The 22,539-nt window shown below is 59.9% G+C and carries 17 protein-coding genes; 3 read left to right on the forward strand and 14 right to left on the reverse strand.

Translation table 11 applies throughout. From position 1 onward, the window contains the following. Positions 1–51: 51 nt before the first annotated feature. From QMZ05_RS02125 to QMZ05_RS02190, 14 genes are all read right to left on the reverse strand, one after another. Positions 52–2,169, reverse strand: a complete 2,118-nt coding sequence (locus QMZ05_RS02125) for a ParB/RepB/Spo0J family partition protein (protein ID WP_353699259.1) — start codon at positions 2,167–2,169, stop codon at positions 52–54. A gap of 109 nt (positions 2,170–2,278) precedes the next feature. After that, positions 2,279–3,235 carry a zincin-like metallopeptidase domain-containing protein gene (locus QMZ05_RS02130; protein WP_353699260.1) on the reverse strand — a complete coding sequence of 319 codons (957 nt, stop codon included), beginning with the start codon at positions 3,233–3,235 and terminating at the stop codon, positions 2,279–2,281. 566 nt (positions 3,236–3,801) lie between these two features. After that, positions 3,802–3,984, reverse strand: a complete 183-nt coding sequence (locus tag QMZ05_RS02135; protein ID WP_353699261.1) for a hypothetical protein — start codon at positions 3,982–3,984, stop codon at positions 3,802–3,804. Between the two features lie 105 nt (positions 3,985–4,089). After that, on the reverse strand, positions 4,090–4,611 hold the full coding sequence (locus QMZ05_RS02140) for a thermonuclease family protein (RefSeq protein WP_353699262.1): 522 nt from the start codon (positions 4,609–4,611) through the stop codon (positions 4,090–4,092). A gap of 451 nt (positions 4,612–5,062) precedes the next feature. Further along, on the reverse strand, positions 5,063–5,833 hold the full coding sequence (locus QMZ05_RS02145) for a hypothetical protein (RefSeq protein ID WP_353699263.1): 771 nt from the start codon (positions 5,831–5,833) through the stop codon (positions 5,063–5,065). Between the two features lie 50 nt (positions 5,834–5,883). Beyond that, positions 5,884–7,017 (reverse strand): DUF2235 domain-containing protein, encoded by a 1,134-nt coding sequence (locus QMZ05_RS02150; RefSeq protein WP_353699264.1) that lies wholly within the window; start codon positions 7,015–7,017, stop codon positions 5,884–5,886. A 7-nt stretch (positions 7,018–7,024) separates the two neighbouring features. Continuing rightward, positions 7,025–7,672, reverse strand: coding sequence for a hypothetical protein (locus QMZ05_RS02155; protein WP_353699265.1), 648 nt, complete (start codon positions 7,670–7,672; stop codon positions 7,025–7,027). A gap of 597 nt (positions 7,673–8,269) precedes the next feature. After that, complete coding sequence (locus QMZ05_RS02160) at positions 8,270–8,623, reverse strand: hypothetical protein (protein ID WP_353699266.1); 354 nt, start codon at positions 8,621–8,623, stop codon at positions 8,270–8,272. A gap of 1,188 nt (positions 8,624–9,811) precedes the next feature. After that, the gene (locus QMZ05_RS02165; protein WP_353699267.1) at positions 9,812–10,087 is read right to left on the reverse strand and encodes a hypothetical protein; all 276 of its coding nucleotides are present in this window, start codon (positions 10,085–10,087) and stop codon (positions 9,812–9,814) included. An 84-nt stretch (positions 10,088–10,171) separates the two neighbouring features. Next, the gene (locus tag QMZ05_RS02170) at positions 10,172–11,368 is read right to left on the reverse strand and encodes a Wadjet anti-phage system protein JetD domain-containing protein (RefSeq protein WP_353699268.1); all 1,197 of its coding nucleotides are present in this window, start codon (positions 11,366–11,368) and stop codon (positions 10,172–10,174) included. A gap of 1 nt (position 11,369) precedes the next feature. Beyond that, positions 11,370–14,807 (reverse strand): SbcC/MukB-like Walker B domain-containing protein, encoded by a 3,438-nt coding sequence (locus QMZ05_RS02175; RefSeq protein WP_353699321.1) that lies wholly within the window; start codon positions 14,805–14,807, stop codon positions 11,370–11,372. Further along, positions 14,807–15,448 (reverse strand): DUF4194 domain-containing protein, encoded by a 642-nt coding sequence (locus QMZ05_RS02180; RefSeq protein ID WP_353699269.1) that lies wholly within the window; start codon positions 15,446–15,448, stop codon positions 14,807–14,809. The genes QMZ05_RS02175 and QMZ05_RS02180 overlap by 1 nt, the downstream gene beginning before the upstream one ends. After that, positions 15,438–16,955: a Wadjet anti-phage system protein JetA family protein gene (locus tag QMZ05_RS02185; protein WP_353699270.1), complete on the reverse strand. Its 1,518-nt coding sequence runs from the start codon at positions 16,953–16,955 to the stop codon at positions 15,438–15,440. Before QMZ05_RS02185 ends, QMZ05_RS02180 begins: the two co-directional genes overlap by 11 nt. 258 nt (positions 16,956–17,213) lie before the next feature. Further along, positions 17,214–17,438 (reverse strand): hypothetical protein, encoded by a 225-nt coding sequence (locus QMZ05_RS02190; RefSeq protein WP_353699271.1) that lies wholly within the window; start codon positions 17,436–17,438, stop codon positions 17,214–17,216. A gap of 770 nt (positions 17,439–18,208) precedes the next feature. Here QMZ05_RS02190 and QMZ05_RS02195 point away from each other — a divergent pair. From QMZ05_RS02195 to QMZ05_RS02205, 3 genes are all read left to right on the forward strand, one after another. Further along, on the forward strand, positions 18,209–20,164 hold the full coding sequence (locus tag QMZ05_RS02195; protein ID WP_353699272.1) for a S8 family peptidase: 1,956 nt from the start codon (positions 18,209–18,211) through the stop codon (positions 20,162–20,164). A 10-nt stretch (positions 20,165–20,174) separates the two neighbouring features. After that, entirely contained in the window at positions 20,175–21,266 is a 1,092-nt protein-coding gene (locus QMZ05_RS02200; RefSeq protein ID WP_353699273.1) for a hypothetical protein, read from the forward strand. 119 nt (positions 21,267–21,385) lie between these two features. Continuing rightward, entirely contained in the window at positions 21,386–22,501 is a 1,116-nt protein-coding gene (locus QMZ05_RS02205; RefSeq protein ID WP_353699274.1) for a hypothetical protein, read from the forward strand. The last annotated feature ends 38 nt before the right edge of the window (positions 22,502–22,539 follow it).

The following is a 22,539-nucleotide window of genomic DNA, read 5'->3' on the forward strand; positions in this document are numbered from 1 at the left end:
ACCGGTCCCCACGCAACTGCCGGACGGCCGGAGCCACCCCGCGCCACGACGTTATTCAGCTGCGTCGAGCTGTTGCGGATCATCGTTGCGGGCGCTCTGCGGATCCTCCTGGTCGGCCAGGAATTCTGGCAGTGGGCCCGCTTCACCTTCCGGCTCCACCGACGCCGCACTGGAGTCGACGAGACGCAGCGGTTCCGGCAACCAGCCCGAGCCATCCAGGAGACGCTCGGCCTCCTTGGCCATGTCGGCCTTCTTCAGGTGGTCGATCAGTTGCGCGGAAGACTCGCCTCTTGCTTCTCGCACCGCCTCCAGAATGCGAGGCTTGGTGACCCGGCCGAGATAGTTGTCGGCAGTCGGTCTCCAGCCAGCCTCCACCATGTCGAGCCCGACGGCGCGCGCCACGACGTCGGCCTGATCGAGCCGCGTGCGAACGCCGTGGGCTGAGACACGACCCTGATTGTAACGATTGGCCGGCTCATAGACAGCGTTGGCCGCAAAGGACGCACAGTGGGCGAACAGCGATGCCTGTGCACCACCATCGAGAGCCGTCAGCGCATCCCAGAGATCGTTCTCGCTCTTCGGCAATCGTGCCTTCCAGGCCTCATGCCGCACCTCGACAGCCTTAGCCGAGACGCTTTCCCTCAGCCCCGGAGCTTGAGCGGGAAAGGTTGGCGTGCGCAGCCCGATCTCAAGGCAGCTCCCGGACGACGCGAACCGGTAAAAGGCCGTCAGCACGAAGTTGTGCAGCACCGCCTGGAACGCGATCGCAGGATTTTCCGCCAGCGCATCCCGCAACGCCAGTGTACGGTGCGCCGTCAGTTCGATGATGAGCCGATCCGGCAACGGCCTTGCCGGGTCCTCATCATCCTCGTCCGGTTCGGTCGATCCGCCGGCGACCGAGATCGCTGTGCGAGTTGCGGAAGCACCAGGCTCCTGCCCCTCAGTCAACGACGCATCGGTGCCCCGCGCGACATCGAAATCGGCCGCAGGCGCCTCATCCTCAGGCCGAACATAGCCCCGATCGACGGAAAGCTGTCCTTCGGAATCGATGCTGACGAAGACGCCGGCTTGGGCAATCCCGGCCGGATCGTAAGTTTCCGGCCGGTCTTCGAAGGCCAGCAGTGCCGCCTCGATTTCGCCGAGACGCTGGTCGACCTCTTCGGGCAGCTCATCCGCATCCTGATACTCGGTTTCGAGCTTTGCCTGCTCGGCGTTGAGAGCGTCGATGGTGGCCTGCTCGTCGGCCGTAAGGTCGGCGGGCTTGCCGTCGAGTTCGCGCAAGCCGTTGGTGTGGCCATAGGGGAAATCGACCGCCACCAAGATCCATTTCCATCCTTCGGCGGCGATCGCCTCGGCTTCGCCCTTGAGTTTTTCCGTCACGAGGCGATCGAGCAAAGCGATGTCTTGAAGCCAGCCGCCATCATCGTGCTCGAACAAGTCCCGCAAAACGCCGCCGCCTGCCTGCTCGTAAGCATTGAGCCCAATGAACTGCACGCGGCGATCGGACGCCCGCACGGTATTTTCGGTCAGCATTCGGCGGATCTGATAGGGCTCGTCATAGCCGGATCGGCTGACGTTCTCCCAGACCTGTTCCTGCCGCGTGTGATCCGCCGTGACCGAGAAGGCCATGAGCTGCTCGAGGGTCATGCCGTCTTCGGCATAGACCTCGTGCAGCTTTGACGACACGGAGGCTAGCCGGAGTCGCTGCTTCACGACGGCCGGCGTCACGAAGTGCCGAGCCGCGATATCCTCCTCGGATATGCCGGCGCCACTCAAGGTCTGGAAGGCTCGGAACTGATCGAGTGGATGAAGGCCTACCCGCTCGTCGTTCTCCGCAAGCGAATCGTCTTCTGCGATGCCGCCCTCGCGCACGACACACGGAACGGCCTGCGTCTTCGCCATGCGCTTCTGCTTGACGAGAAGTTCCAGTGCGCGATAGCGCCGGCCGCCCGCCGGCACCTCGAACATGCCGGTCTCGTTGCCTTCCGTGTCCACAACCGCTCGCACGTTGAGACTTTGCAGGAGCGTACGCTGCGCGATACTTTCGGCGAGCTGCTCGATCGAAATGCCTGCCTTGACGCGCCGCACGTTCGACTGGCTGAGCACCAGCTTGTTGAAGGGGATGTCGCGCGAGGGTGACAGAGTAATCTTTTGGATAGCCTTCGTCATGTCGATTCTCCACGACGGGCGGCCGGGAGCCTCTCTCTCGGCCTCCAACCCGTCGCGAAAAACCACAACGTCCCTCTCACTCTCTTTTTCGACCCGGCTGGCGAGAGCTTCACGCAGCCTCCTGGTCCGCTCTCTCGGTCGTCATGTCGACAGCACGTTCCGGCAAGAATCCAAGGAGATAGTCGGCGACCTTGCTGGCTTGTGAAGCAGCTCGCACGATCGCGCGATTGTCCTCGCGCAGCACCTCGAGCCAGGATCCGATATAGTCGGCATGTCGCACCGTCGGCACAATACCGAGCGAAGCGCAGCTGAACGCAGCCGATATCTCCGCGATCAACTCTTCAAAAGCATACTTCTTGGTACCGTAACCGCCTGACAAGTCGCGGTTGAGACGTGACTGATGGCCGCTGGCATGCGCCAGCTCATGCAAGGCCGTTCGATGCCAGTTGATCGGCTCAAAATAGGCCTGCGGTGGCGGCACCTGCACATAGTCGTCTGCCGGCACATAGAATGCGCGGTTGCCGCCAATGCGAAAATCGATCCCAGTCGCCTTTATAAGAGATTCGACCTGCGGCTCGATCAGGCCTGGCGGCGGGGGCGGCGCCGTCGTTGCGATCTCCGAAGGCAGGTCGTCGCATTGATCAGTATTAAAGACCGTGAACCGCTTGAGGAATGGGATAGCCTGCGCTTCGTCGCCCGTTTCGCTCGCGCGCCGCTTTTCATCGACCGGTACAAACCGATCGGCATAGACCACGGTCGTCCCGCGCTCGCCCTTGCGGACGTGACCACCGAGCGACAGAGCCTGGCGGAAGGTAAGCCAGCTCTGGCCTGTGAATGCGCGTTCGGTGGCAGAACCCCAGAGGATCAGAACGTTGATGCCGCCGTATTGACGGCCGGTCGCGGCGCTCTTCGGCATGGCCAAAGACGCCTTCGCCGCCGCGGCGCCCCAAGGCTGGACCCACGGCACTCGGCCGGCCTCAAGTTCACCGATGATCTTGTTGGTGATTTCGTCATAAAGGGTTGCCCGGTCCTCACCGGTGCGTGCTCGAGGATAGTGTCTGGACATCGCGGATCTCCGCGACGGGCGCCGCGAGCCTCTCTCGCAGCCTGTAACCCGTCACGGCAAAACCCGGGCAGCACTCTTACTCTCAGCCTCCTACGCGAGGAAACGACGGCGTGTGACTTGCGAGAGCCCGGCTTGGCCCTCGCCGCAGGCACACACGTGAGAGAATGCGAAATCTGCGAGGCGACCCGCATTCCGTCCCATTTCTTCATGAGACCTAGCGTTGAGATGCCTAGGGCCGCAGGCCGGATCAGGCGTGCGCCGATGGCGCATCGCCTCAACGGAGAATGGCACCCGGAGAGCGTGAGCATAGCGACCCGAAGGGGCACGCGGGTCCGAGTGCAGCGACGAGACCGGTTAAGAGGGCACCCGGGAACGGGGCAGTGATAGCGACGCCGGCATACTTCATGACGGCGGGACCCTTTCCCGAGTGCCCCCGGCGAGGAGCTCCGCAGTGTTGCGCGAGGGATCGACGCCGGATGGCCGAGACGCAAAGCGGCTCGGTCCACGAGAGCCCGATGCGGCGGAAGCCGCACGCGCGCAAGCGAAAGAATCCACCAGTCGGAAATCTAGATTTCCTCGCGCGCATTCGTCTGCGCGTCATAGATCCTGATGTGAAGTATAGGGAAACGCCTCTTCAACTCTTCTCCACCTGCCCTGGCGCCATCCCGGGTTGCGAATTCGGCCTTCAGTCGGCCATCCACTTCGAGCGCGTAACCAGAAGATGGCAGTTCACGGGTGGCTGCAACCATGTCGTCCCTGTCATGCAGTGAGGCAATCGATGACGATTAGTTAGCGTGAGTCGCCCCAAAGCAGGCCAGCGCCACCTGCAAGACCCGGCTCGCCGTCTCAGCCGATCACGGATGGGAGTTTGCATCATCGGAGCAGGCGGCCGGCTTGCCGCTCGCGCGGATGCAGGCGCGGTAGAGCCACGGTTCGACATAACTGCCCTTCCAGATTCCCCGGCCAGCGCGCTCGGCATTGTGCTGAGCCCCGCCATATCTGCCTTTCGAGTATTGAGGCCAATCCAGCGCCAGGCCGTTAATCACAAGCCATTCGCCGAGGTCCGCGCCACCGACCGAACAGGTCGCGACTGTGCGGCCATATTGGTCGAGGTTGAGCGGGACACAGTTGACGGGACGCCGGGCAATGAAGGCGTCGAGGTCGTTCGCGGCCTGCGCACCGCAGTGATATTGCAAGCTGTCTTCGCCGCGGCACAGCTGACTGCTCTCCGGTGCATCGACACCCAAAAGCCGGATGCGCGTTCCATGTATTTCCAGGGTGTCGCCGTCTATAACGCTGGCTTGCCCGACAAACTGATCGGCCAAGGTCATGCTCGACAGAAGGGCGAGCATCAATGCAATGGGGATTCGACGCATGCCAATGACCTTGCAGCTGCCGCAAGTCTCGCGGCTTCGATTTTTGGCCAGTTCTGAAGCGGCTTTAGCGATGGCAAGTTTTCTGGGCGCTCGGGATAGGGCACGTTCCCCAGGACCTGGCAAGACGATGAATCCTTGCTCGATATGCTAGGCGGCTTTCTCATGTGGCAGCGTGCCCGCAAGGAAGTGCAGCGGGTCAGCGCACGGTCAATCCGCCTCATGGATCCGTCTATCGATCGCCTGGACATCCGACACCCAGATCGCACCAATCATCGAGGTCGTCCTCAAGATGCGCCGCTACGAGCCTTACGTCTCATATCACTTGGATGAGATGGATGCGATCTTGCGCTCCGAAAATGCTACTCAAATCCTGCCTCGCGGAACTTGAGGCAAGTCAGATCGCATTATGCTCGGCATTTACAGCGACAACGGATGGGCGTTTGGCAGAAATTCAACCGTCCCGCAGCCCCGGGGTTTCGACGAAAAACGGATATCTGAGATCGTCGATGTCCGGAGCGTCCTTCACCTGCGCTACCAGCGTCACCGTCAGTTCATCGCCGACGTACCGTTTGAAGATCGCGGCCGCGAATCCGAACGTGAATTCCGAGAGATCGTTCGCGACCGGCGCCATCTCACTGAGAAGCTGCCTGTGCGCCTCGTTGACGTCGGCTTCGGACAGCGCGTTGGCCATGCCGTGGACAAGCACGAAATCGGAAACGAAGAAGAACGTGTTCAACAACGCCTTGTTGAAGTAGATCGCCCAGTCCGCCTCTTCGCTTCCCTCCTCGGCCGCAGCCTTCTCGAAGGCCGCGTCGACCTCGTCGATCTGCGGATGATGGAAAGCGTAGTTGTTGCGGATCACGGCGAGCCTATTGAGCTTGCCAAATCTCTTCTTGAGGCGTTCCAAAGCTTCCGCAGCAGGTGCATCAAGCAACGGCAGATATTCACGACCCAATGGTCTCTTTAGAAAACGCCCCTCGATTAGCCTCCAGGCCTCTTGCATCGTGCCGATGGTGAGCCTGACGAATATCTGCGTCTGGGCGCCCTCCAGCCTCTGTTTCACAGGATCGGTTTCATCGCCGTTGACGAGAACGATCACCAGCTTCCAGAACGCGTTCACCTGGTTCGACGCGTGGCCGAGCGTGAGGAAAAGGCACCGCTCCTCCTTCGTCATTTTGCGAAGAAGTTCCTTGGTGATGTCCATCCTGAGGATGTCGAGCACTAGTCCTTCCTTCGGATCGACGCTTGGCAACTCCGGGAGCGAACCGTTCGTTACGGCACGCCTACCTTGGGATCGGTAGCCCGGACGGCACCCAGCAGCGCGGTGGGATCGACACCCCTTCCCTTCGCCCACTCGGCCAGGTTCGAGGGTCGATAGGTGGTGTCGGCCCGCCAACGATCGAACACTGAGCCATCGATGGTCTCGTTGATCCGCGCGGTTGTGGCTTGAGTCCCGACGTCCGGCGCCAGACCAACGGGCCGATAGAAGGGTCGTGAGACGAAGCGGTAAAGCCCGTATGCGAACTCGCGATAAGAGTCGGTGACTGGCGGTGCGATCTGCGAGCTATCGATTGCGACTTGGTTGCGGAAAACCAGGCCGAGCCCGGCGGCCTTCTCCATAAGCCACTTCAGCGGACGTTGGGCCAATGCATCGCTCGCGTATCCGCCACCGACATTCGCATGCGCACCGACGAACCAGCGCTGCTCCACGTGTTCGATCGAGCGATCCGGAGCGCCGGTCTGCCCCGCCTTCACGGTCTTGGTCCAGAAGGTTGGTTCGAAGTCCTTCCGATGCTCGTCCAGCGCCAACGCGTGGAAGGCGTACTCGTTGTCGAGGCGCAGATGCGTGTCGAGAAACCGGTACTTGTGGACCTTGGCCGCCATGCTCCACACCGGAAGCCCGAGGGAGCCGACGGTGTCCCAGACGCCGACGAACTTGACCTTCGTCGGGCGCGAATACTTCGTCAGCCACTGCTCTTCGAGCGACGCGCCCTCCGGCAAGGCCTTGCCCAGAAGCGACCTGATCGTCGGCGCATCGTAGATTCGATACCGAGCGTAAAGCTGCTCGATCGACAGCGGCGCGCCCAGCTTGAGGACGCCGCACTTGCAGATAAGCCCCGAGAGGCTGCGGGCCGTGTAGGCGCCGCGGCTAAAGCCGAAGATGAATATCTCGTCGCCGTCGTCAAGGTTCTGGATGAGCCAAGTGTAAGCTTCGATGATTTCGTCGTCGATGCCCCAGCCGGTGACGCCACCGCGTGCGGACTCGCCGCGCTTCGTCCCCACGCCCTGGGAGTAGTAGACGCACTGGTCGGCCGTCTCCGCCGTCAGGGACTTCAGCCGCCACACGTTCGTGTTGTTGTTGAGCGTGTTCCAGGTACCGTCGAGAAATATCGCGAGCCGCTTCATTGGACTATCATTCCGTCGCCAATCCTGCCGTACGATCGAAACTGTCGGTCGGGGGCAAACGGCTCGGGAAAAACCAGCCGAAATGCTTGTTCATCGGCGCGCCCCTACCCGTCTTCTTTCGTAGGTAGGCGTTCCAAAGTGGCCATTCCGGATCGTCCTCCTTGATATAGACCCGCTCTCTTGGTGGAAGATCGACAACTGGATGGCCCATAGCCACGCGGAATTCGCCTCTATCCATTCCGAGTGCCGCGAAGCAATCCTCCAGGGTTTCACAGTCATCCACAGCGCGGTCCATGTCGAACCCCGTTACACCAGCCCGCTTCACCCTCCGAAGGAGTTCGAGCACCACTTCGTCATTGTCACCACAAAAGTACTTCTTCCTCATCCTTCCGCGCACAAAGTAACACTGGCGCATGCCCGGCTCGCTCGCCTCAGCTTGCTCCACCGCGGCATATTTGGGAACGTCGCGAATATTGGGCGCACGCCGTTCGCCGTCATCGGAATAGCCGGCGACGCCGACCGACTGGATCGCATCGGTCACCAGAGGAAGCGTGTATCTCTGAATCCAATCCAGAAACGCGGCATCCCAAACCTGGGGGAGCCGTTCACCTGTCTTGTGTTCCCACGTTTCCCGCAGCCACCGTGCTGCGCTCATAGATCCGTCCGCGGAAACCATTGTGGCGCCTGTGGATAATCTGTTCGAATCGGGCATCCATGATAGCCCCCCTTGACTCGTAACGCCCAGTTTCTACGCAGATAATCCCACTAAAAAAATTCGGTTGAAGCTGCGCCTCTCTATCTTGCGCGCCCCTCTGGGGAAAGTGGGGAAATGATTCGGAGGGCACCTCCGACGACGCGTTGAACGCTATTGCAAACTAGCCTTGCTCCCTCAGCACGGCGGTCTGCATTCAGTCACGCATTGCTCTCGGTCAAGCCTATCTGCTCCGGGGAAGAACAATGTCCCTGATCGATGTCCCCAAAGGCAATGCACTGATCGCGATTGCGGCGCTCGGTGCGAGAACTGCCCATAGTCGCGCGCAGTCTCGCCGAGGCCGCCGGGCATCGCGACGAGCGCGTCATTCTCGCCGCAGCGGTCGAGAAATTCGTCCGCTGCCCGACGGCATTTGCTGCTGATCCCGTATCTGGGTCGAAATCTATCTCAGCTCACTCGCGCGCCGTCAGCAGGCGACAAGCGAGCTCGCGGTCACCCCAGCGCGTGGAGAAGGTTTCCGATACCTCGAACCAGCTTCCGTCATTGCCGGCGCCATGGTTGGCGCCCATGCACGAACACTGGCATTCGTGACCGAGCGCTTCCTGACAAGCCCGCGCAGACTTCCTGCCGGCGATAGGGCTGGACGATATAGATCTTGCCATAGCGGAGCAGTGCTCGATCGACGAAGTCGTTGAACCAGGATTTCGGAAGCTCCCAATAGGCTGCGGTCCCGCCGATCCATTCGGGAGCCGTTCGTCGCCCATTCTGAAGCCAGCCTCCGTTGTCATCAGCAAACGGCAAGCGTACCCGAAGCCGCTCGCCAAGCCCCGCACGACGCAGGACAACAGAAATTCCCTTCTGCTTCCAGACGCAGCTAAGGGTGAGCCGGTCCATGGACACCTACCGCGGTCCGCACCGATCTTCCGATGAAGAATCGCCCTGCAAGGGCAGAGTGTACTCATACTACCGGGGCGCGTACGTCTAGCATAGCGACGGCATCCACAGTGCCGCCGATCGCGTTTGTCCAGAATGAATAGTCGCTGGTTGCTCGCGATCCCGAGAAAGCGCTTCTGCCGGGCTTACAAGCGAGCTCAACTCAACTTGTCTGCGATTCCCCTTTGGGACGCGGGATAATTGCAGGAAGCCGCCCAAGGCGACCCAGCAGTTTCCGACAGATTACCGCAACAAAAGATGCTAGGTTTCGACCGGAACGCCGCGCCGCCGATCGACCGGCTTGCGCACTCCGGCGGATCGCCATCGCTCGATCCGTGTCACCGGCCGCAATCGCTCTTGCTAGGCTGCTGTCAAAGGCCCCGGCAATCCGCGTCATCCCCAGCAACAAACGTCGACCAACTGAGAGCAAATATCAGGAGCGTAGAGATCGTCCTTAACGAGCAGGAATTCGCTGCTCTTGAGCTGATCAGCTAGCGCGTAGATCCGGTCCACACTGTCCGAACGGTCCTCAAAAACCGCGGGTCTACGATACCGAAATGAACCACTGCCGAGAACCAGAAGCAGACTCGGAGCTATGCCATGTCAATGTCCGCCGTGGCCAAGGATCGCTGCGAAGGCAGCTACATCAAGACCGCGCACTCGACTTATGTCTTCGGCCAGGAAACTCGCGCTTGTTGGTGAAGGATCCGTTGTAGCACACGCCCAAGCTGTGCAAGTTGGCTATTCCCACCTTGCCACGAAGCATTCGGCCCGGCCCGTGCGCCGAGTTCTGGAAGGACCGTCGAAGTTTCTCTTCTAAGTCCTCTGTCTGCTCTGTTGTTAGATAGGCCATCGACCGAAGGTGACCTTGAAAGGAGACGCTTCACATGGGCCAAAACAATGAAAAGGGGTGCTTATGGGCCTTGGTAGGCTTTCTGGCAATAGTCGGTCTGGCTTGGCTTTTTGCTCCAAAGACCGAACAAGAATTGATGAATCACGCTCGGAGGACGTGTGAGCGGCGCGGCGGAATTTTCCATGACAAGGATTTAGGAAATGGCGTCCATCAACTCTGCCATGACGTTCGATGAGGTTCGGTCTTTTTGGCCGTACCGCTCGCATCCGCGACAGAGGCGGGAGTAAGCACGCTCGTTAGCTCGTGACAGGCTTGGCGTCGTAGCGGTCCAGAATGGCGCGCAAATCGTCCAGCTCCAAGACAAGCTCACAAATCTTTTTGGCGGGCGTCTCGTCGAAATCAGCCGCCATGACGTCAACAGCTACGACTCGCGAGGCTTTTTCCACCGTCCCCACTTCTTCGTGGAAGCGAAGCCAGCGTCCAGAGACGTAGCAGGACACTGAATTCTTACCCCGACGGTTCTTGATTCGCTGACCGCCGTTCACTGGGAAACGGATAACATCGGTGCTCATAAGGAACCTCTGAGTTTGCTTCGCAAGAGACAGGCGAATCTTGACAAAAAGCAGTCCGATCAAGCTCCGCCGCATCAATCCCCGCTATTCACTATGGCCCGGACGTTGCGCCGCATTCGCAGTTGGGAGCCTGGGATCAAGCTCCTCCTGCTCCAACCACTTAGCGTCGTCTCGCCTAAGGTAGGCAACGAGGTCGGCGATGGCAAACGGCATGGCGCCGGACGGCAGCCTGGCACGTTCAGTCGGCGGCTTGCCCAGCCTGTCGGCCAAAGCTGCCGACATCAGGTGAGGCTTCAATTCCCCCACTATCGAGCTCTCTATGGTGCGGAAGATCCAAGTCCCGTCCGGATCAATGTCTGACCAATGAAAGAATGGAACGTCAGCAGGCAGTGCTGTCGCAATCTTTTTCAACGCATCCTGGGTCGCAAGCGACGGATATCCGCCTACATAGATGGTGACGCCGGTACGCTGAGGGTCCGCCTCCATGATGTGGCGACTGAAGCTCGCGAAATTCTCGATAGTCAGCACGTATTCCGGCCGCGCTCGAAACTTCAGACGCCCAGCCTCGCCCGGTGGTATGCCGAAATACATCGGCGCCGCAGCTGACAACTCGGCTAGGTCGAAATCGAACCGCCCCGACAGCAGCATCGGGGGCGCAAACTTCTCGAGCCCCAGCGTCCGGAGCGCATCCCGCGGACGGGCGGTGGGCGGGACCTCGACCAGCCCGCTCAAGAGCCGAACAACCGGTCCTTCGAGCCGCTCGAGAGCTTTGCTGTCACCCGCAAAGCGTCGCGAGAAGGTTCGGTAGTCCAGACCCACGTGCCGATGCTCAAAGATCGCCTTCGCCATGACAAAAGCTGGCTTGAGGCGATCCACGTCGTCGAGCGAGAAACCCTGCCACTCCCGGCCGCGGGACCAAGCCGACCGAAGGGTCTCCAACGAAGCTTCGAATTGAACTGGCAGTTCGAGCCCGTCCAGCAGACGGCCTGTCGCCACCTCCATGAGCTCTCCAACCGGCCTGCGTCCGAGCAGTTCGTATACCAATGGGGCGCTCTCTAGCCTGGCATGCTTAATCTGCTCGCTCTTCAGCCCCCGTCCTCTGGTTATTCGAATTCCCCCACGTCCCTCCGCGTAGCAGAGTTCCCTGACAAACTTGTCCATCTGAGCGACATCAGTAAACCCGTCGTAATCCGGATAGGCGATGGGGCTTTCGGCCCCGCCTTCATAACGATCCAGAAGATCCGACATCAGCAAGCGTGCGTCGGTGAACTGCCTTGGCATCCTATTCCGCGGCCATCTTTTTGAGCTCATCATCCGACATGCGATCGGGATCCATCGCTTGGAGTTCCCTGCGGGCGCGCTCCTTCAGTTCGGCCACCGTGACCCGAGCGCTCTCACCAATTCGATCCACTTCGACCACCGTATCGATATGCTCGAGAACGGCGACCCTCTTCTCATTCGGCGCCGCAATGATGATCTGGAGTCCGAGCTTCTTGTAGAAGCTCATCATCTGTCGTTGATTTTTTCCGTCCATCTTGGAGAACGCTTCGTCGAAGATCGCGACCGACATGCCCGAAAGACGACCCGTTCCGGACTTGCCGCTGCCGTAGACAGAGGCGAGCGATGCTCCAATTGCAACGTAGATCGGTACCTGTTGCTCAGCACCGGATCCCGTTCCCCGCCGCGTCTCCCATCGCGTCGGCCGGCCGGTGACGATGTCAGTCATATGGATTTCGAACGTGAAGAAGTTGCGGTAGTCCTCGAAGAGACTGAAATCCTTGTCGGGGTCTTCAAGCAGCGCCTCAATCTCCCGTAAGGTGTCCCGATGGGGAAAGTCCTCTGGGACCTCGTCCCCCTTGAACAGCATGTCGAGCGCCTCTGGCGAAGTCTTACTTATCTCGACGATCTTCAAAATCGGCTGAAATTCGACCAATCGCGTATGATGGAATGAATACCGTTCATTGTGGAACGGGTGATCGGCCAGGCCAAGATTCATTGCCGAGAGCTCGCGCTCCATTTTGCTGATGCGAGACGTCAAGGCATTGATGAATTCGCCTCGCAACAGCGTCTTCGCCTTATCGGCCGCTTCCCTTGCCTGTCGCTCGTACCGCCGTAGCTCGTTCTCTTCCATCTCCTGGATTAGAGTTTCGGTCCAGGGCCGTACTTCCTGCAGGGGCTCGCTCTCCGTGCCCACCTGCGACACAACACCAAATCGATCGAAATAGTCTCCGAGCGCCTGCCGAACGCGCCGCTCTATCTTGATCCGGTCATCATCCGCCCCGGCTGCCGCTTTTGATGCCTCCGAGGCGATCATCTTGTGCCGATCTAGGACCGCTCGCGTTGAAAGATCGTTGAAACGAGACCGATAAGCCGTTCGTCCGGAAATCCGATCGTAGAGTTTTCGGTACTGCCCGTACGAAGACCAAGCCACCTTTACGCCGAGCCTTGAGCCCGACGTGCCCTCTCCCGATTCGATCGTGTGCATCGCAATGTCCGCTGCTCTTGTATGCCTGCGGTGGGCCTCTTCTTGCGGGGTCCTCTGTCCGGCGCGATGGCGCTTCAGGTCCAATTGGGCTTGCCGCTTTTGCTTCAAGCCGCCGTCACCGGCGCCGTCTAGCGCCGCGATACGTTGCTCGAGCTCCTGCCGTTCCAAGACTGATTTTTCATATTCTCCAATGATGCTCTTAAAGGATGGCAATTTGTCATCAAAGAATCTGCCGAGCTGCACGTATGCCGCGTCAGCGTGCTTAGCGGCGCCCTCGGATTTCGCATGTGTTTCGGAGAGCTGTTCGGCCTGATCTTTCAGGTCACGAAAGGCTTGCATCTGCGCCGCTCTGCCGATCTTGAAGTCCGACAGCTCGGCCGCGCGATGCGTTCGCACCAAGCCGTCGTCGTAGAGGCCGTCCTTCATGATCGCCCGACCCGGCTCGTTGAACTGAGCGAGCGTATCCGCCAGTCGCACCGTCCCATGCCTTCGAATAATGAATGCAATGGCATCCCGGTCGTCTGATTTGAAAAGCGTAGGAAACATTCCTGCGCGGGGCCCAGGACCATTGGGATCGAGCTTGTTCAAGCTCACCAATGAAGCACGACGGAACTCTCGACGACCTTCCTTGAAGACGGCCGTGGCGCGCACGATATCGGATCGATCGACGAAGACCGCTTCCCGGTCTCGGCCCAAAAGGCCTTCGGCTGCCGCCGTCCAAGAGACGTCCGAAAGTTCCACCAAATTGCAGAGCACGCGCGGCGACATTCCCTCTTGCTGTAATTTGAGACACAAGCGCTCCGTGTCCGGGCTCAAATGGATCGAGGCTCCGCCAGCTGTGTGGCGACGAAGTCGATCATCGAGCAGCCGGGCCCGCTCCCTCTCGTCTTCAGCCTTCCGGATCAGATCTCGCCGCGCCTGATCTACCTTCAGAACCAGAGTCCGATCGGAGGCAAGCAGCCGCGTCTCCGCATCCAGCAAGCCGCCGGTAGGCCGCTCTATGGACGCATTCACCGCCGCCCGCGTCAGCCCAGAAATCAACGGGATGAACTCGTCGAAGCCGAAATCCCTCATTGCACTCAGCGCTTGCAGAGAGCGGACAGACTCCAATCTCCGCTCGAATTCAACGATTGCACGTTGACCCGCCTGCAAGGCCGAGGACAGCGACTGGGCGAGCGTACTCCGTCCGCTCTTCGCATCATGCTCGGAGATTGCGATATCAAGTCTTCTGATTTCGGTCTCGATTGCCTTCAAGTCGCCATCGATGAAGTCAATCTCAGTCTTGGCCGCGTCGCGCTTCGCCGCCTCTTGAGTGAATTTCGCGACTTCCGCCAGGTAGGCCGTACGTGCGCCAAGCCAATTGGCCCGTTTTGATATCCATTGCTCACGAGCCTTACGCTCATGGGATTCCGCAAGCTCTACCAGAATGCCTCGCAGCGCGATTAGCCTCTCGAGCTTCTCCCGCATCGTGCGGATTGTATCGTTGATATTACGATAGGTTCGGATCGACTCCCGAAGCTCCCCCACCTTCATGTTATTTTTTTCGAGAATGTAGTTTCTCACGAACTCGGTGGCCGTCTGATCGTGATCCAGGGTCATCGCATTCACGACGGCCTTTTGGAGCGAATTCGCGTTCTGCTCGCCCACAATCGAGGCATGCGGCACCAGCTTACGCATATACTCTCGAACGTAGTCGATCGCCTTGTCCCGGTGATTGACGAAGTTCTCTTGTCCGACGGCCGAGACGACCCGGTTGCGAACATCGTCCCATTCTGCCGCAAATCGCTTGCCGTCTCGCATCTCGATGAAGTCTGCGGCCTTCAATATCCTGCCGGTGACCACGAATCGGCCGAGCACGGTTTCGTTGGTCTCCGACCGCCTGGCCTCGATCGCCATTCCAATCGACACCGGTGGCCGCTTGCCCTCGGTGTCGACGAAACCGAGACAAATATAGGTGCGCGCATGCTCTCGCTTGCGTTCATCCTCACCCAAAGCGCCGAGGCAATAGTCGACGATAGTTCGCTTGGAAGCACTACGACTTTTTCCCTTGTCGCCAGCGACCGCGTTGAGGCGTTGAACATTCTTGTTCCCACCGGTCAACACCACTTGAGCCATGTCGAGAATGGTCGACTTGCCGGATCTGTTCTCGCCGAACACCCCGACATGTCCCGCCAGATCGAAATCCTCGACGTCGAAGAGGTGCCAGTTGACCATGGACACATGACGCAGCTCCATCACGACTCGCCTCCATCAGTCGTCTGGGGCCCGCTCACTTCAAGAGATCGGACATAACGTTCGATCCGCTGCAGGGGGTCCGAGCCGCTGATCAGCTTTATCATCGGACGTATCGCTACCTCGAAGTCCTGCGCCTCGCTGTCGAAGTCACCGACGTCGACGAGACTCCTTTGAGAGGCCTCCTTCAATATCTCCCGGAAACGCCCCAGTGAGATTGCGCTTGAACCGTTTGGCTGAACCATGTCCTTGTAGCGGTCGAACAGATTATTCACCGTCGTGACGACCATGGCGCGGTCTTCGACCGCGCCGACGTTAACCTCGTCTTGCCAGTGGGCGGCCAACACCAGGATAACGATGGTCTCGTCGAGCTTCATTCGAGGCAACGGCACGTCTTCACCGATAGCGGTGATGCCGGCCCACTGAGCTTCAGTGTCCCGATGCACGCGGTATCCGCAACTGTCGAAGAACTCGTCGATCACCGATCGAAAGCGGCCGTCCATGATCAAGTTGTAGACCGTACCGGTTCGCGGATCGCCGGCGAAGATGAACTGCCGCCTCAACAGAAAATGCACCGCCTTCCTGAGGTCGGCGGCCTTTTCGGCACCCAAGCTGCGCTCGATGGCTTCGAACTCACTCAACATGGCGGCGCCTCGCGGCGGTATGGCGCCTGACTATGAAATTGGAGCACCGCAACCACTCGCTATCATGTGGCGGAGAATCCGGAGCAAACTCGAGCTCGAAGTGAAGCCCCACCTCTGGGGGAATTTCATTGGTTAAGGCGAATCTGCGAGCGGCGTCGAACGCCAGGAAGTCGTCAACGGTTTTGAGCGCCATAAATCGAGCTTCCCGTGTACCCGCGACAGGCACCTCTCTCTCGAGAAAACGCTGAACTTCCTCGGGACCGGGCGCAATTCTCTCGATGTATCGCCGACGCAGTTCCTTACGGAGCTCGTACAGGGGATCGTCTGGCCAGTCACCTAAGGGCTTCAGTTCAATAGGTTTGCGCGGCTCACGGCTCGGCGCATGGTGAAATTCCGACCAAGGGGACCGAAGCGGTTCGAGGCTCCATTCGACGGTAGCGTTCGCGTGGCGCCCACGCGCGATGAGCGCGTCTAGACGACGCACCAGATCCCCAGCCCGGCCCACCAGCCCCTGGGTCCCGCGTTCGGCGTACTTGATGGTGTTCCGAACACGCGCCTCCAATTGACGGCGGAAAGCCTCGATCCGTTCGAACATTTCGCCGATATGGCCGAACGTGCTTTCGATCGCGAGAAGATCTCCCTCGACATCAAGGATCGCCTCCGACATGGACGGCGACACGCCCGCAGTTACATACTCCTCCGAAAGCACCTGCATCGTTGCAGGCGTATGGGCAATCCGCCTCGCGAGATCGACGATAGTATCTCTGAACCGGTATGGATGGTTGAACGTCAGGATCGACTCGAAATCCCGCAACAGGAGTTGCTCTACGAATTCCTCGAAGAACGCCTCGAGCCGATCACCGACAGTCTTTGATTCCATGACTGTGCGGCGGATCCGCTTCAGGTCCGACAGGATAGCCCGCAGGCTCTTCGTGAACTGGTCTACCTGGTTACGTGCCTCCCGCAGTGCTAGGGCGACTTCCCGCTGCTTCCTTTCGACGACCGTTGGGTTGAGTTTCTCCACTGCCTCGAGATTTACGCGGACGGTAACGATGAGACCACCGAACCTCTGTGAGACATCCTTGTTCAGGCTGGCCAGGCGTTGGATCACCAAGAGCGGTCCCATCGACATTTCGACGGTCACGCGTAGGCCGTATTCCTCTTCCTCGAGCCAGCCCCAAGCGATCAGGCGTTGGTAGAGTTGCCGCGCAATGAGAAGTGCTCGGTCCGCCGTTTCAGTCTTGGTCGTCGCAGCGCGCTTAATCCGCCTTCGTCCAGCGGACACAACCTCGGGCAGTGGCTCGCCGAAATCGTCGCTCTCGTTCCAAAGCGATGAGTTGGCCCGCATCACGTCGTAGATTGCGTGCGTGACCTCCTGCGGGGTCGGGAAGGCCGGAGCGCCAGTGAAGAAGCGGTCGTACAAATCCAACAAAATGAGGGAGTAAAGATGCTTGTGCTCTCGCGAAAACGCCAGAAATGCATCGTCATTTAGGTATCGGAACAGCAAAATACTTCCCCCGCCCGGTAGCCGCCCTAACCGGCAGGACGCCCCGACATCGTTCCCTTTCCGTTCATGGTAATTGGACAAGCTACGGTTGTCCATCCGTCGAAGGGCTACGATGTGCTTCAGTGTGCGACGCGGGAGCGCCCTCTCCTCCCATCGCCGTCAAGGGACGGTCAGGTCAGGGAATCAGCTCTGGTTGCCCTGACCTGAGGCCCCGGATTGCCTACCGCCTTCCGAGACGACGGGCATCTCGCGCGACCTTTATCGAGGGAATGCTTCGCTGAACGCGCTGGCTTCGGTGTCGTTGACGTGAATTCCGGCCGCTCCCTGGTCGGCGACGTCCGCCATGACGGTTGGTTGGGATGCTGCCAGTTCTTCGGTGGCTTCACCGATACAAAGCAGGTTCGGGGGCGGAATGCCGTGACCACCGCGGACGAGTAGTTCTTCACGGATCCGTGGTGCGGCAGCCCAAACGTCGTGACGCAATCTTCCTGCTCCTTGTACTGGGCAAGCAGGTCTAATCGCCGAAAGCGAACCTATATACGGCCGCGAGCGCCTTGCTGCTGGACTTGTCGCAGACCAACTGATTGCGGATAGCAGGATTGCTGATGGTCGTCCGAAACGAACCCATGGCCAGACCAACAGACGTTCGGCCTCGCGTTCGAAGTTGGTAACTCGCGCCTCGTCGCAGGGACGTACATACGGGTACGCATTCCGTCCGGACCGCGCCTCCGCAGCGCTAACTCGGCGGAGAATTGATAACGCTGCGGCTTTTCTCCGAAAAGCTGCCAGATGATGTGACGTTTCGGTCGGAACCGGTAGAAAAGCGCGACGTCTCGCGATCTCGCACGAGCGAAGGACGGCCTTTCTGCTGGCCGAGAGTCCGCCGGCCTTGGCGGATGATATCATGATGGCCACTGGCCACCTCGAGAAAGCAGAGTTCGAGCCAAACGAGCCGAGTGCCGAGAAAGCAACGAGCCTTGATGTCGTCCACCGAAACGATCTGATCTTCCCGAGACCTGACACGCCGCATTCGGGCAGATTCCACCGAGCGACCCCGAACTGCATTCAAAGGTCTTGCGGGACCGATTTTTACCGAAGGGTCGGTGCGACAGAGCTTCGCGGCATGCACAATCGAGCCGGCGCGCTTTCCAGAGGGTGATCCGAAACATGGTCAGCCCCGGGAACCTCCTAGGTGACGCGAAGCGTCGCCGTTGAAAGGTTATCCGTTCAAGCCGCGGAAAAAGCGACCGTATATGAGTGAGATTCGCAATTGGGTGGAGACGATCCTCTACGGTGGCGGTTCGCATCGCCGGTTCACCCAGGACGGTCCGGTGCTCCCTGACGTCTGGACGAGATACCTTGAAGAAGCTCTCAAGGACGATCCGGACGATCGCGTCGCCGTACTGCTCGAACCTCATCTCGACAGCACTCCGGCCATCGTGTCCAAGCGCATGAGTGATCGGCTGAAGGATCGGTTCGAGTTCACTCAGACCGTCTACAACCGGACCGTCGTCTCTTCCTGGCTTTCTCTTGCCGATCTCGTGTTAGGCGTGGTCCCGCTCACGAGATGGTATTGCGACATTGCCGAAGGACGCGATTCCGCTGCGGCCAGCAAACCGGCCTTCGATGGTCTACTCCCCCGGAAGGGCCAGATGTGGGACGACCAGCTTCGGCCGGAGCGAGAGGGATATCCGTTTCCCAAGTTGTTGGCGTTCATCCGCGTCGCCGGGGTGATCGCCCGATGTGCCGGCGACCGTGCTGGAAAAGCGGACGTCAGGGCAGCCATCCATAGCGCCGTGGACGAGATCCGCTCGTCGAGCGATGAGGATCGATCGCAGCGTGGCGGCGAGAAGATCGCGGAAATGGCGCTGGAGGGATGGACATCGTTATTGGGCGGCCGCCTTCCCGATCCGCCTGCGAAACCCCGAAAGAAGGACGACGGAAGCCCCTGCCCAATATATGCCGTGAACCGCAATCGTGAGGTTCGCTTCGCTCTAACCCACTCGGTGAAGACCGTTAAGGCAGACGCCGCGAAGCGGCTGTTCGAGATCGATTGCAAGCCGGTGACTTGGGCGATCATCGACAGCGGCATCGACGCGACCCACCCGGCCTTCGTGGACCAGGTTGCGCTCGATGCCAAGGGATTGGCAGCGAAGAAGCGGTCGGAGGACGTCGATCGGCTCGGAGAGCTCAATCGATTGAAGAGTTCTCGGGTCGTGGAGACATATGATTTCGGCTACATCGAGGAATTGTTGCTGGGCAAGATCGAGGCTCTGCCGCAGCGCTACAGGCTGAAGGACAGCAAATTCGAAACGACCTCGCTGAACGAGATCGCGACGCGCATCAAGCGATCACGGGCCATCGATTGGGAGGTCCTCAAGCCGTTTCTCCGGATCGAGCATGACGCAACCTACCTCGACGCCAAGCCGACGGACGGTCATGGAACGCACGTGGCCGGCATACTCGGAGCCGATTGGGCTCGGCCTGGTGGCGAACGACTGCAGGGAATGTGTCCGCAGATCAGACTGATCGACGTCCGGATCACGGGCTTCAAGGGCAGGAGCAGCGAATTTATCATCATGTCGGCGCTGCAGTTCCTGCGATATCTGAACGCCAACGCGGACCGTCAGAGAGTCCACGGCGCCAACCTTAGTCTTTCGTTACTGCACGAAGCCGCCACCTACGCATGCGGCCAGACCCCGATCTGCGAGGAAGCAGAAAACACCGTGGCTTCGGGCATCGTGGTGGTCGCGGCCGCCGGAAATCTCGGATACAGGCGTTTCTCGGCTCCAAACAGCGAGCCGTTCGATCAATACTGTCCTGTGAGCATCACCGACCCCGGTAACGCCGAAAGCGTGATAACGGTCGGGTCGACGCATCGGATCGAGCCGTACAATTACGGCGTCAGCTACTTTTCCAGTCGCGGCCCGACCGGAGACGGCCGGATAAAGCCGGATCTCGTGGCTCCGGGCGAGAAGATCTTCGCGCCCACGCTGGATGACTCCGCCATGCGCCTGGACGGCACAAGTATGGCCGCGCCCCATGTCAGTGGCGCGGCTGCCATGCTGATAGCGCGCAACGTGGAGCTGATGGGCAACCCGGCCCGCATCAAGCGCATTTTGTGCGAAACGGCAAGCGACCTGGGCCGAGAGCGGTATTTCCAGGGTCACGGGCTTCTGGACGTTCTTCGCGCACTGCAATCGATTTGAGGGGAAGTCGATGTTCAAACTCGAAGCCTTGAAAGCCAAACACGGCGATTGCCTCATCCTTCAATGGGGCGAAAGCGACGAGCCGAAGGACAGGAAGGTGGCCCTGATCGACGGTGGCCCGGATACCGTGTACCCGAAGTGGCTTAAACCCAGGCTCACGGCGCTGGCCGAAGAGTTGGGACAAGCGCCGCTGAAGCTAGATCTCACGATGGTCAGCCACATCGATGACGATCATATTCAGGGAATCCTGGACTTCGCGGACGACGTCGAGAACGGCGACGCGCCGGCGGATATCGGCATTCTTTGGCACAACAGTCTGGAAGGACTGCTTGACCACGAAATCGAAGACGATCCGGCTGTCCAGGGCGTAACAGCGTCGCTGACGTCGCCCACTGCGAAGACCGATGATCGATGGTACGGAAAGGTCCTGTCCTCGGTCCCCCAAGGCCAGATGCTCCATGCCTTCGCCAAGCGGCACGGCATCGATCACCGTTGCAACGCGCCGTATCAGCCGTTGGTGTTGCTGCGGGACGGAATGGACGATGCCCCTTTCGGCGGTCTTCAGCTTCAGGTCGTCGGTCCAAACGCTGAAGAGCTCGAGAAGCTCCGAAAGCAATGGAAGCGGAAGCGCCGCCAGAGCATCACCGCCGCATATTCGGATCGGTCGCCCTACAATCTGTCCAGCATCATCGTCATGGCCTGCTTCGGCCGTAGACGCGCTCTTCTGACCGGCGATGCCAGGGGCGACAAGATCATCGAAGGTCTTGCGCGGCGGCGTATGCTCGACGCCGACGGCAGATTGCACGTACAGCTCCTGAAGCTGATGCATCACGGCAGCCAGAACAACGTGGACGCCGAGTTCTTCTCGACGGTGACGGCGGACGCCTACGTCGTTTCAGGCGACCACGTGAAGTTTCCAAATCCTCACGAGAAGGCAATGAAATGGCTCGCAGAGGCGCGGGGCGATGACGACTATACGATCTATTGTACGTACGATCTTCCCTATATGCGCAAGATCTTCGGAGACAGGCTGGTCGTGCCGGAAGACGAGGATGGATCGGTCGTTGTCGACATTGAAGCGCTGCCCGTCGCGGACGAGTGATCTGCCGCGATCACCGCTGACACAGGGCCACGACGGCATCGCTCGCGTCGATGAGGATCTGCTCAGGGCTGGCCGCCGCACCGGTCCGTTCATCGGCATCGTGCGGCAGGAATGTTGAAATGGCCAAATCCTCCAAAATTCGGGTGATGCTCTCAAGCCGCTGCAACGACCAGTTTCCGCTGACTTCGAAGGACGGGGTCAGACTGAGCGATCTGCGGCTGAAGATGAAGAAGGAAATCGAGAACGCCGTCGTCCTCGGGAGAAAACCCTACGAGGTCTGGATTAACGAGGACGCGGCCGAGACGGCCGAACTGGACTCGTGGGACGAGTGCATGCGGCAGGCACGCGACTGCGACATTCTCGTCGCGCTTTACAATGGCAATGCTGGCTGGACTGGACGGGGCGAATATGCCTCGGTCGGGATATGCCACGCGGAGTTCATGACTGCGTACTCTGTCGCACCCGGAAAGGTGTCGATCGTCGATATCTTCGAACGCGATGCCACCAGTAGGCCATCGAAGGCTCCGGATCGCGCGTTCCAGACGAGGATGGAGGTCGAGAACCGCTTTCAACCGTCGGCGAAGACCCCAGCCGCACTGGAGGAAGCGATCAGACGCACGATCTCCGCCATGACGGTGAAGCTCGTGCAACGAGGCGTATCGGAGGCCGGCCGTGGCAGAAGATATCTCGGTCCGGCTCTGGATTGGAATCGCCTGAACTATGCGGAGCGCAGCGGCCGCATGATCGATGCGATCCGGGCCGCTCTCGGCGCGAAGACCTCGTCGGACCGGAGCGCTTGCGTCGCCAACGTCGAGAACAAGAAGGTCTTGTTCCGCATCGGCGCCGTTCCCGACGCGATGTCCGTAGCCGCGGCACGCGAAATGGTAGGGCAGCCGCATCTGCGGGATGATGAGCTTTCCGCCATGCTCGCGGGCGTGGACGGAGGACCTGTCCATCTCGTCGCTTGTCACAAGGGCGCGACGGAAACTCAGGCGCAGCGCATGCTCGGCTTTCCCAATGCGACGGTCGTCTCCGCGCCCTTCGGCGTCTACGTCGTCGATCCGGTCCAGGCCGTCCAGATCGTGCTGATCGCCAATTGCGCGGATGAAGCTTCGACGCGCCTGGGCGTCCAGCGGCTTCTCGAATGGCTGCCTCAATCGCAGCAGGGAACCATGCTCGTTCGCTCGGCAGCTAAAAGAAAAAGGATCGTCGCTATTCTTGCGACGAAACCCTAATAGGCTGGCTCGCAAAGCCAATATCCTTGTCCGCGATG

It is taken from the genome of Bradyrhizobium sp. INPA03-11B (genome assembly GCF_040446015.1).
GTDB lineage: Bacteria > Pseudomonadota > Alphaproteobacteria > Rhizobiales > Xanthobacteraceae > Bradyrhizobium > Bradyrhizobium macuxiense_A.

Bases quoted from the DNA above. Each gene is read 5' to 3' on its own strand.
- QMZ05_RS02180 (WP_353699269.1), bottom strand. From the start codon at position 15,448: ATGTTGAGTGAGTTCGAAGCCATCGAGCGCAGCTTGGGTGCCGAAAAG.
- QMZ05_RS02175 (WP_353699321.1), bottom strand. From the start codon at position 14,807: ATGGAGCTGCGTCATGTGTCCATGGTCAACTGGCACCTCTTCGACGTC.
- QMZ05_RS02200 (WP_353699273.1), top strand. From the start codon at position 20,175: ATGTTCAAACTCGAAGCCTTGAAAGCCAAACACGGCGATTGCCTCATC.
- QMZ05_RS02155 (WP_353699265.1), bottom strand. From the start codon at position 7,672: ATGAGCGCAGCACGGTGGCTGCGGGAAACGTGGGAACACAAGACAGGT.
- QMZ05_RS02140 (WP_353699262.1), bottom strand. From the start codon at position 4,611: ATGCGTCGAATCCCCATTGCATTGATGCTCGCCCTTCTGTCGAGCATG.
- QMZ05_RS02150 (WP_353699264.1), bottom strand. From the start codon at position 7,017: ATGAAGCGGCTCGCGATATTTCTCGACGGTACCTGGAACACGCTCAAC.
- QMZ05_RS02165 (WP_353699267.1), bottom strand. From the start codon at position 10,087: ATGAGCACCGATGTTATCCGTTTCCCAGTGAACGGCGGTCAGCGAATC.
- QMZ05_RS02125 (WP_353699259.1), bottom strand. From the start codon at position 2,169: ATGACGAAGGCTATCCAAAAGATTACTCTGTCACCCTCGCGCGACATC.
- QMZ05_RS02170 (WP_353699268.1), bottom strand. From the start codon at position 11,368: ATGCCAAGGCAGTTCACCGACGCACGCTTGCTGATGTCGGATCTTCTG.
- QMZ05_RS02160 (WP_353699266.1), bottom strand. From the start codon at position 8,623: ATGGACCGGCTCACCCTTAGCTGCGTCTGGAAGCAGAAGGGAATTTCT.
- QMZ05_RS02205 (WP_353699274.1), top strand. From the start codon at position 21,386: ATGGCCAAATCCTCCAAAATTCGGGTGATGCTCTCAAGCCGCTGCAAC.
- QMZ05_RS02195 (WP_353699272.1), top strand. From the start codon at position 18,209: ATGAGTGAGATTCGCAATTGGGTGGAGACGATCCTCTACGGTGGCGGT.
- QMZ05_RS02130 (WP_353699260.1), bottom strand. From the start codon at position 3,235: ATGTCCAGACACTATCCTCGAGCACGCACCGGTGAGGACCGGGCAACC.
- QMZ05_RS02135 (WP_353699261.1), bottom strand. From the start codon at position 3,984: ATGGTTGCAGCCACCCGTGAACTGCCATCTTCTGGTTACGCGCTCGAA.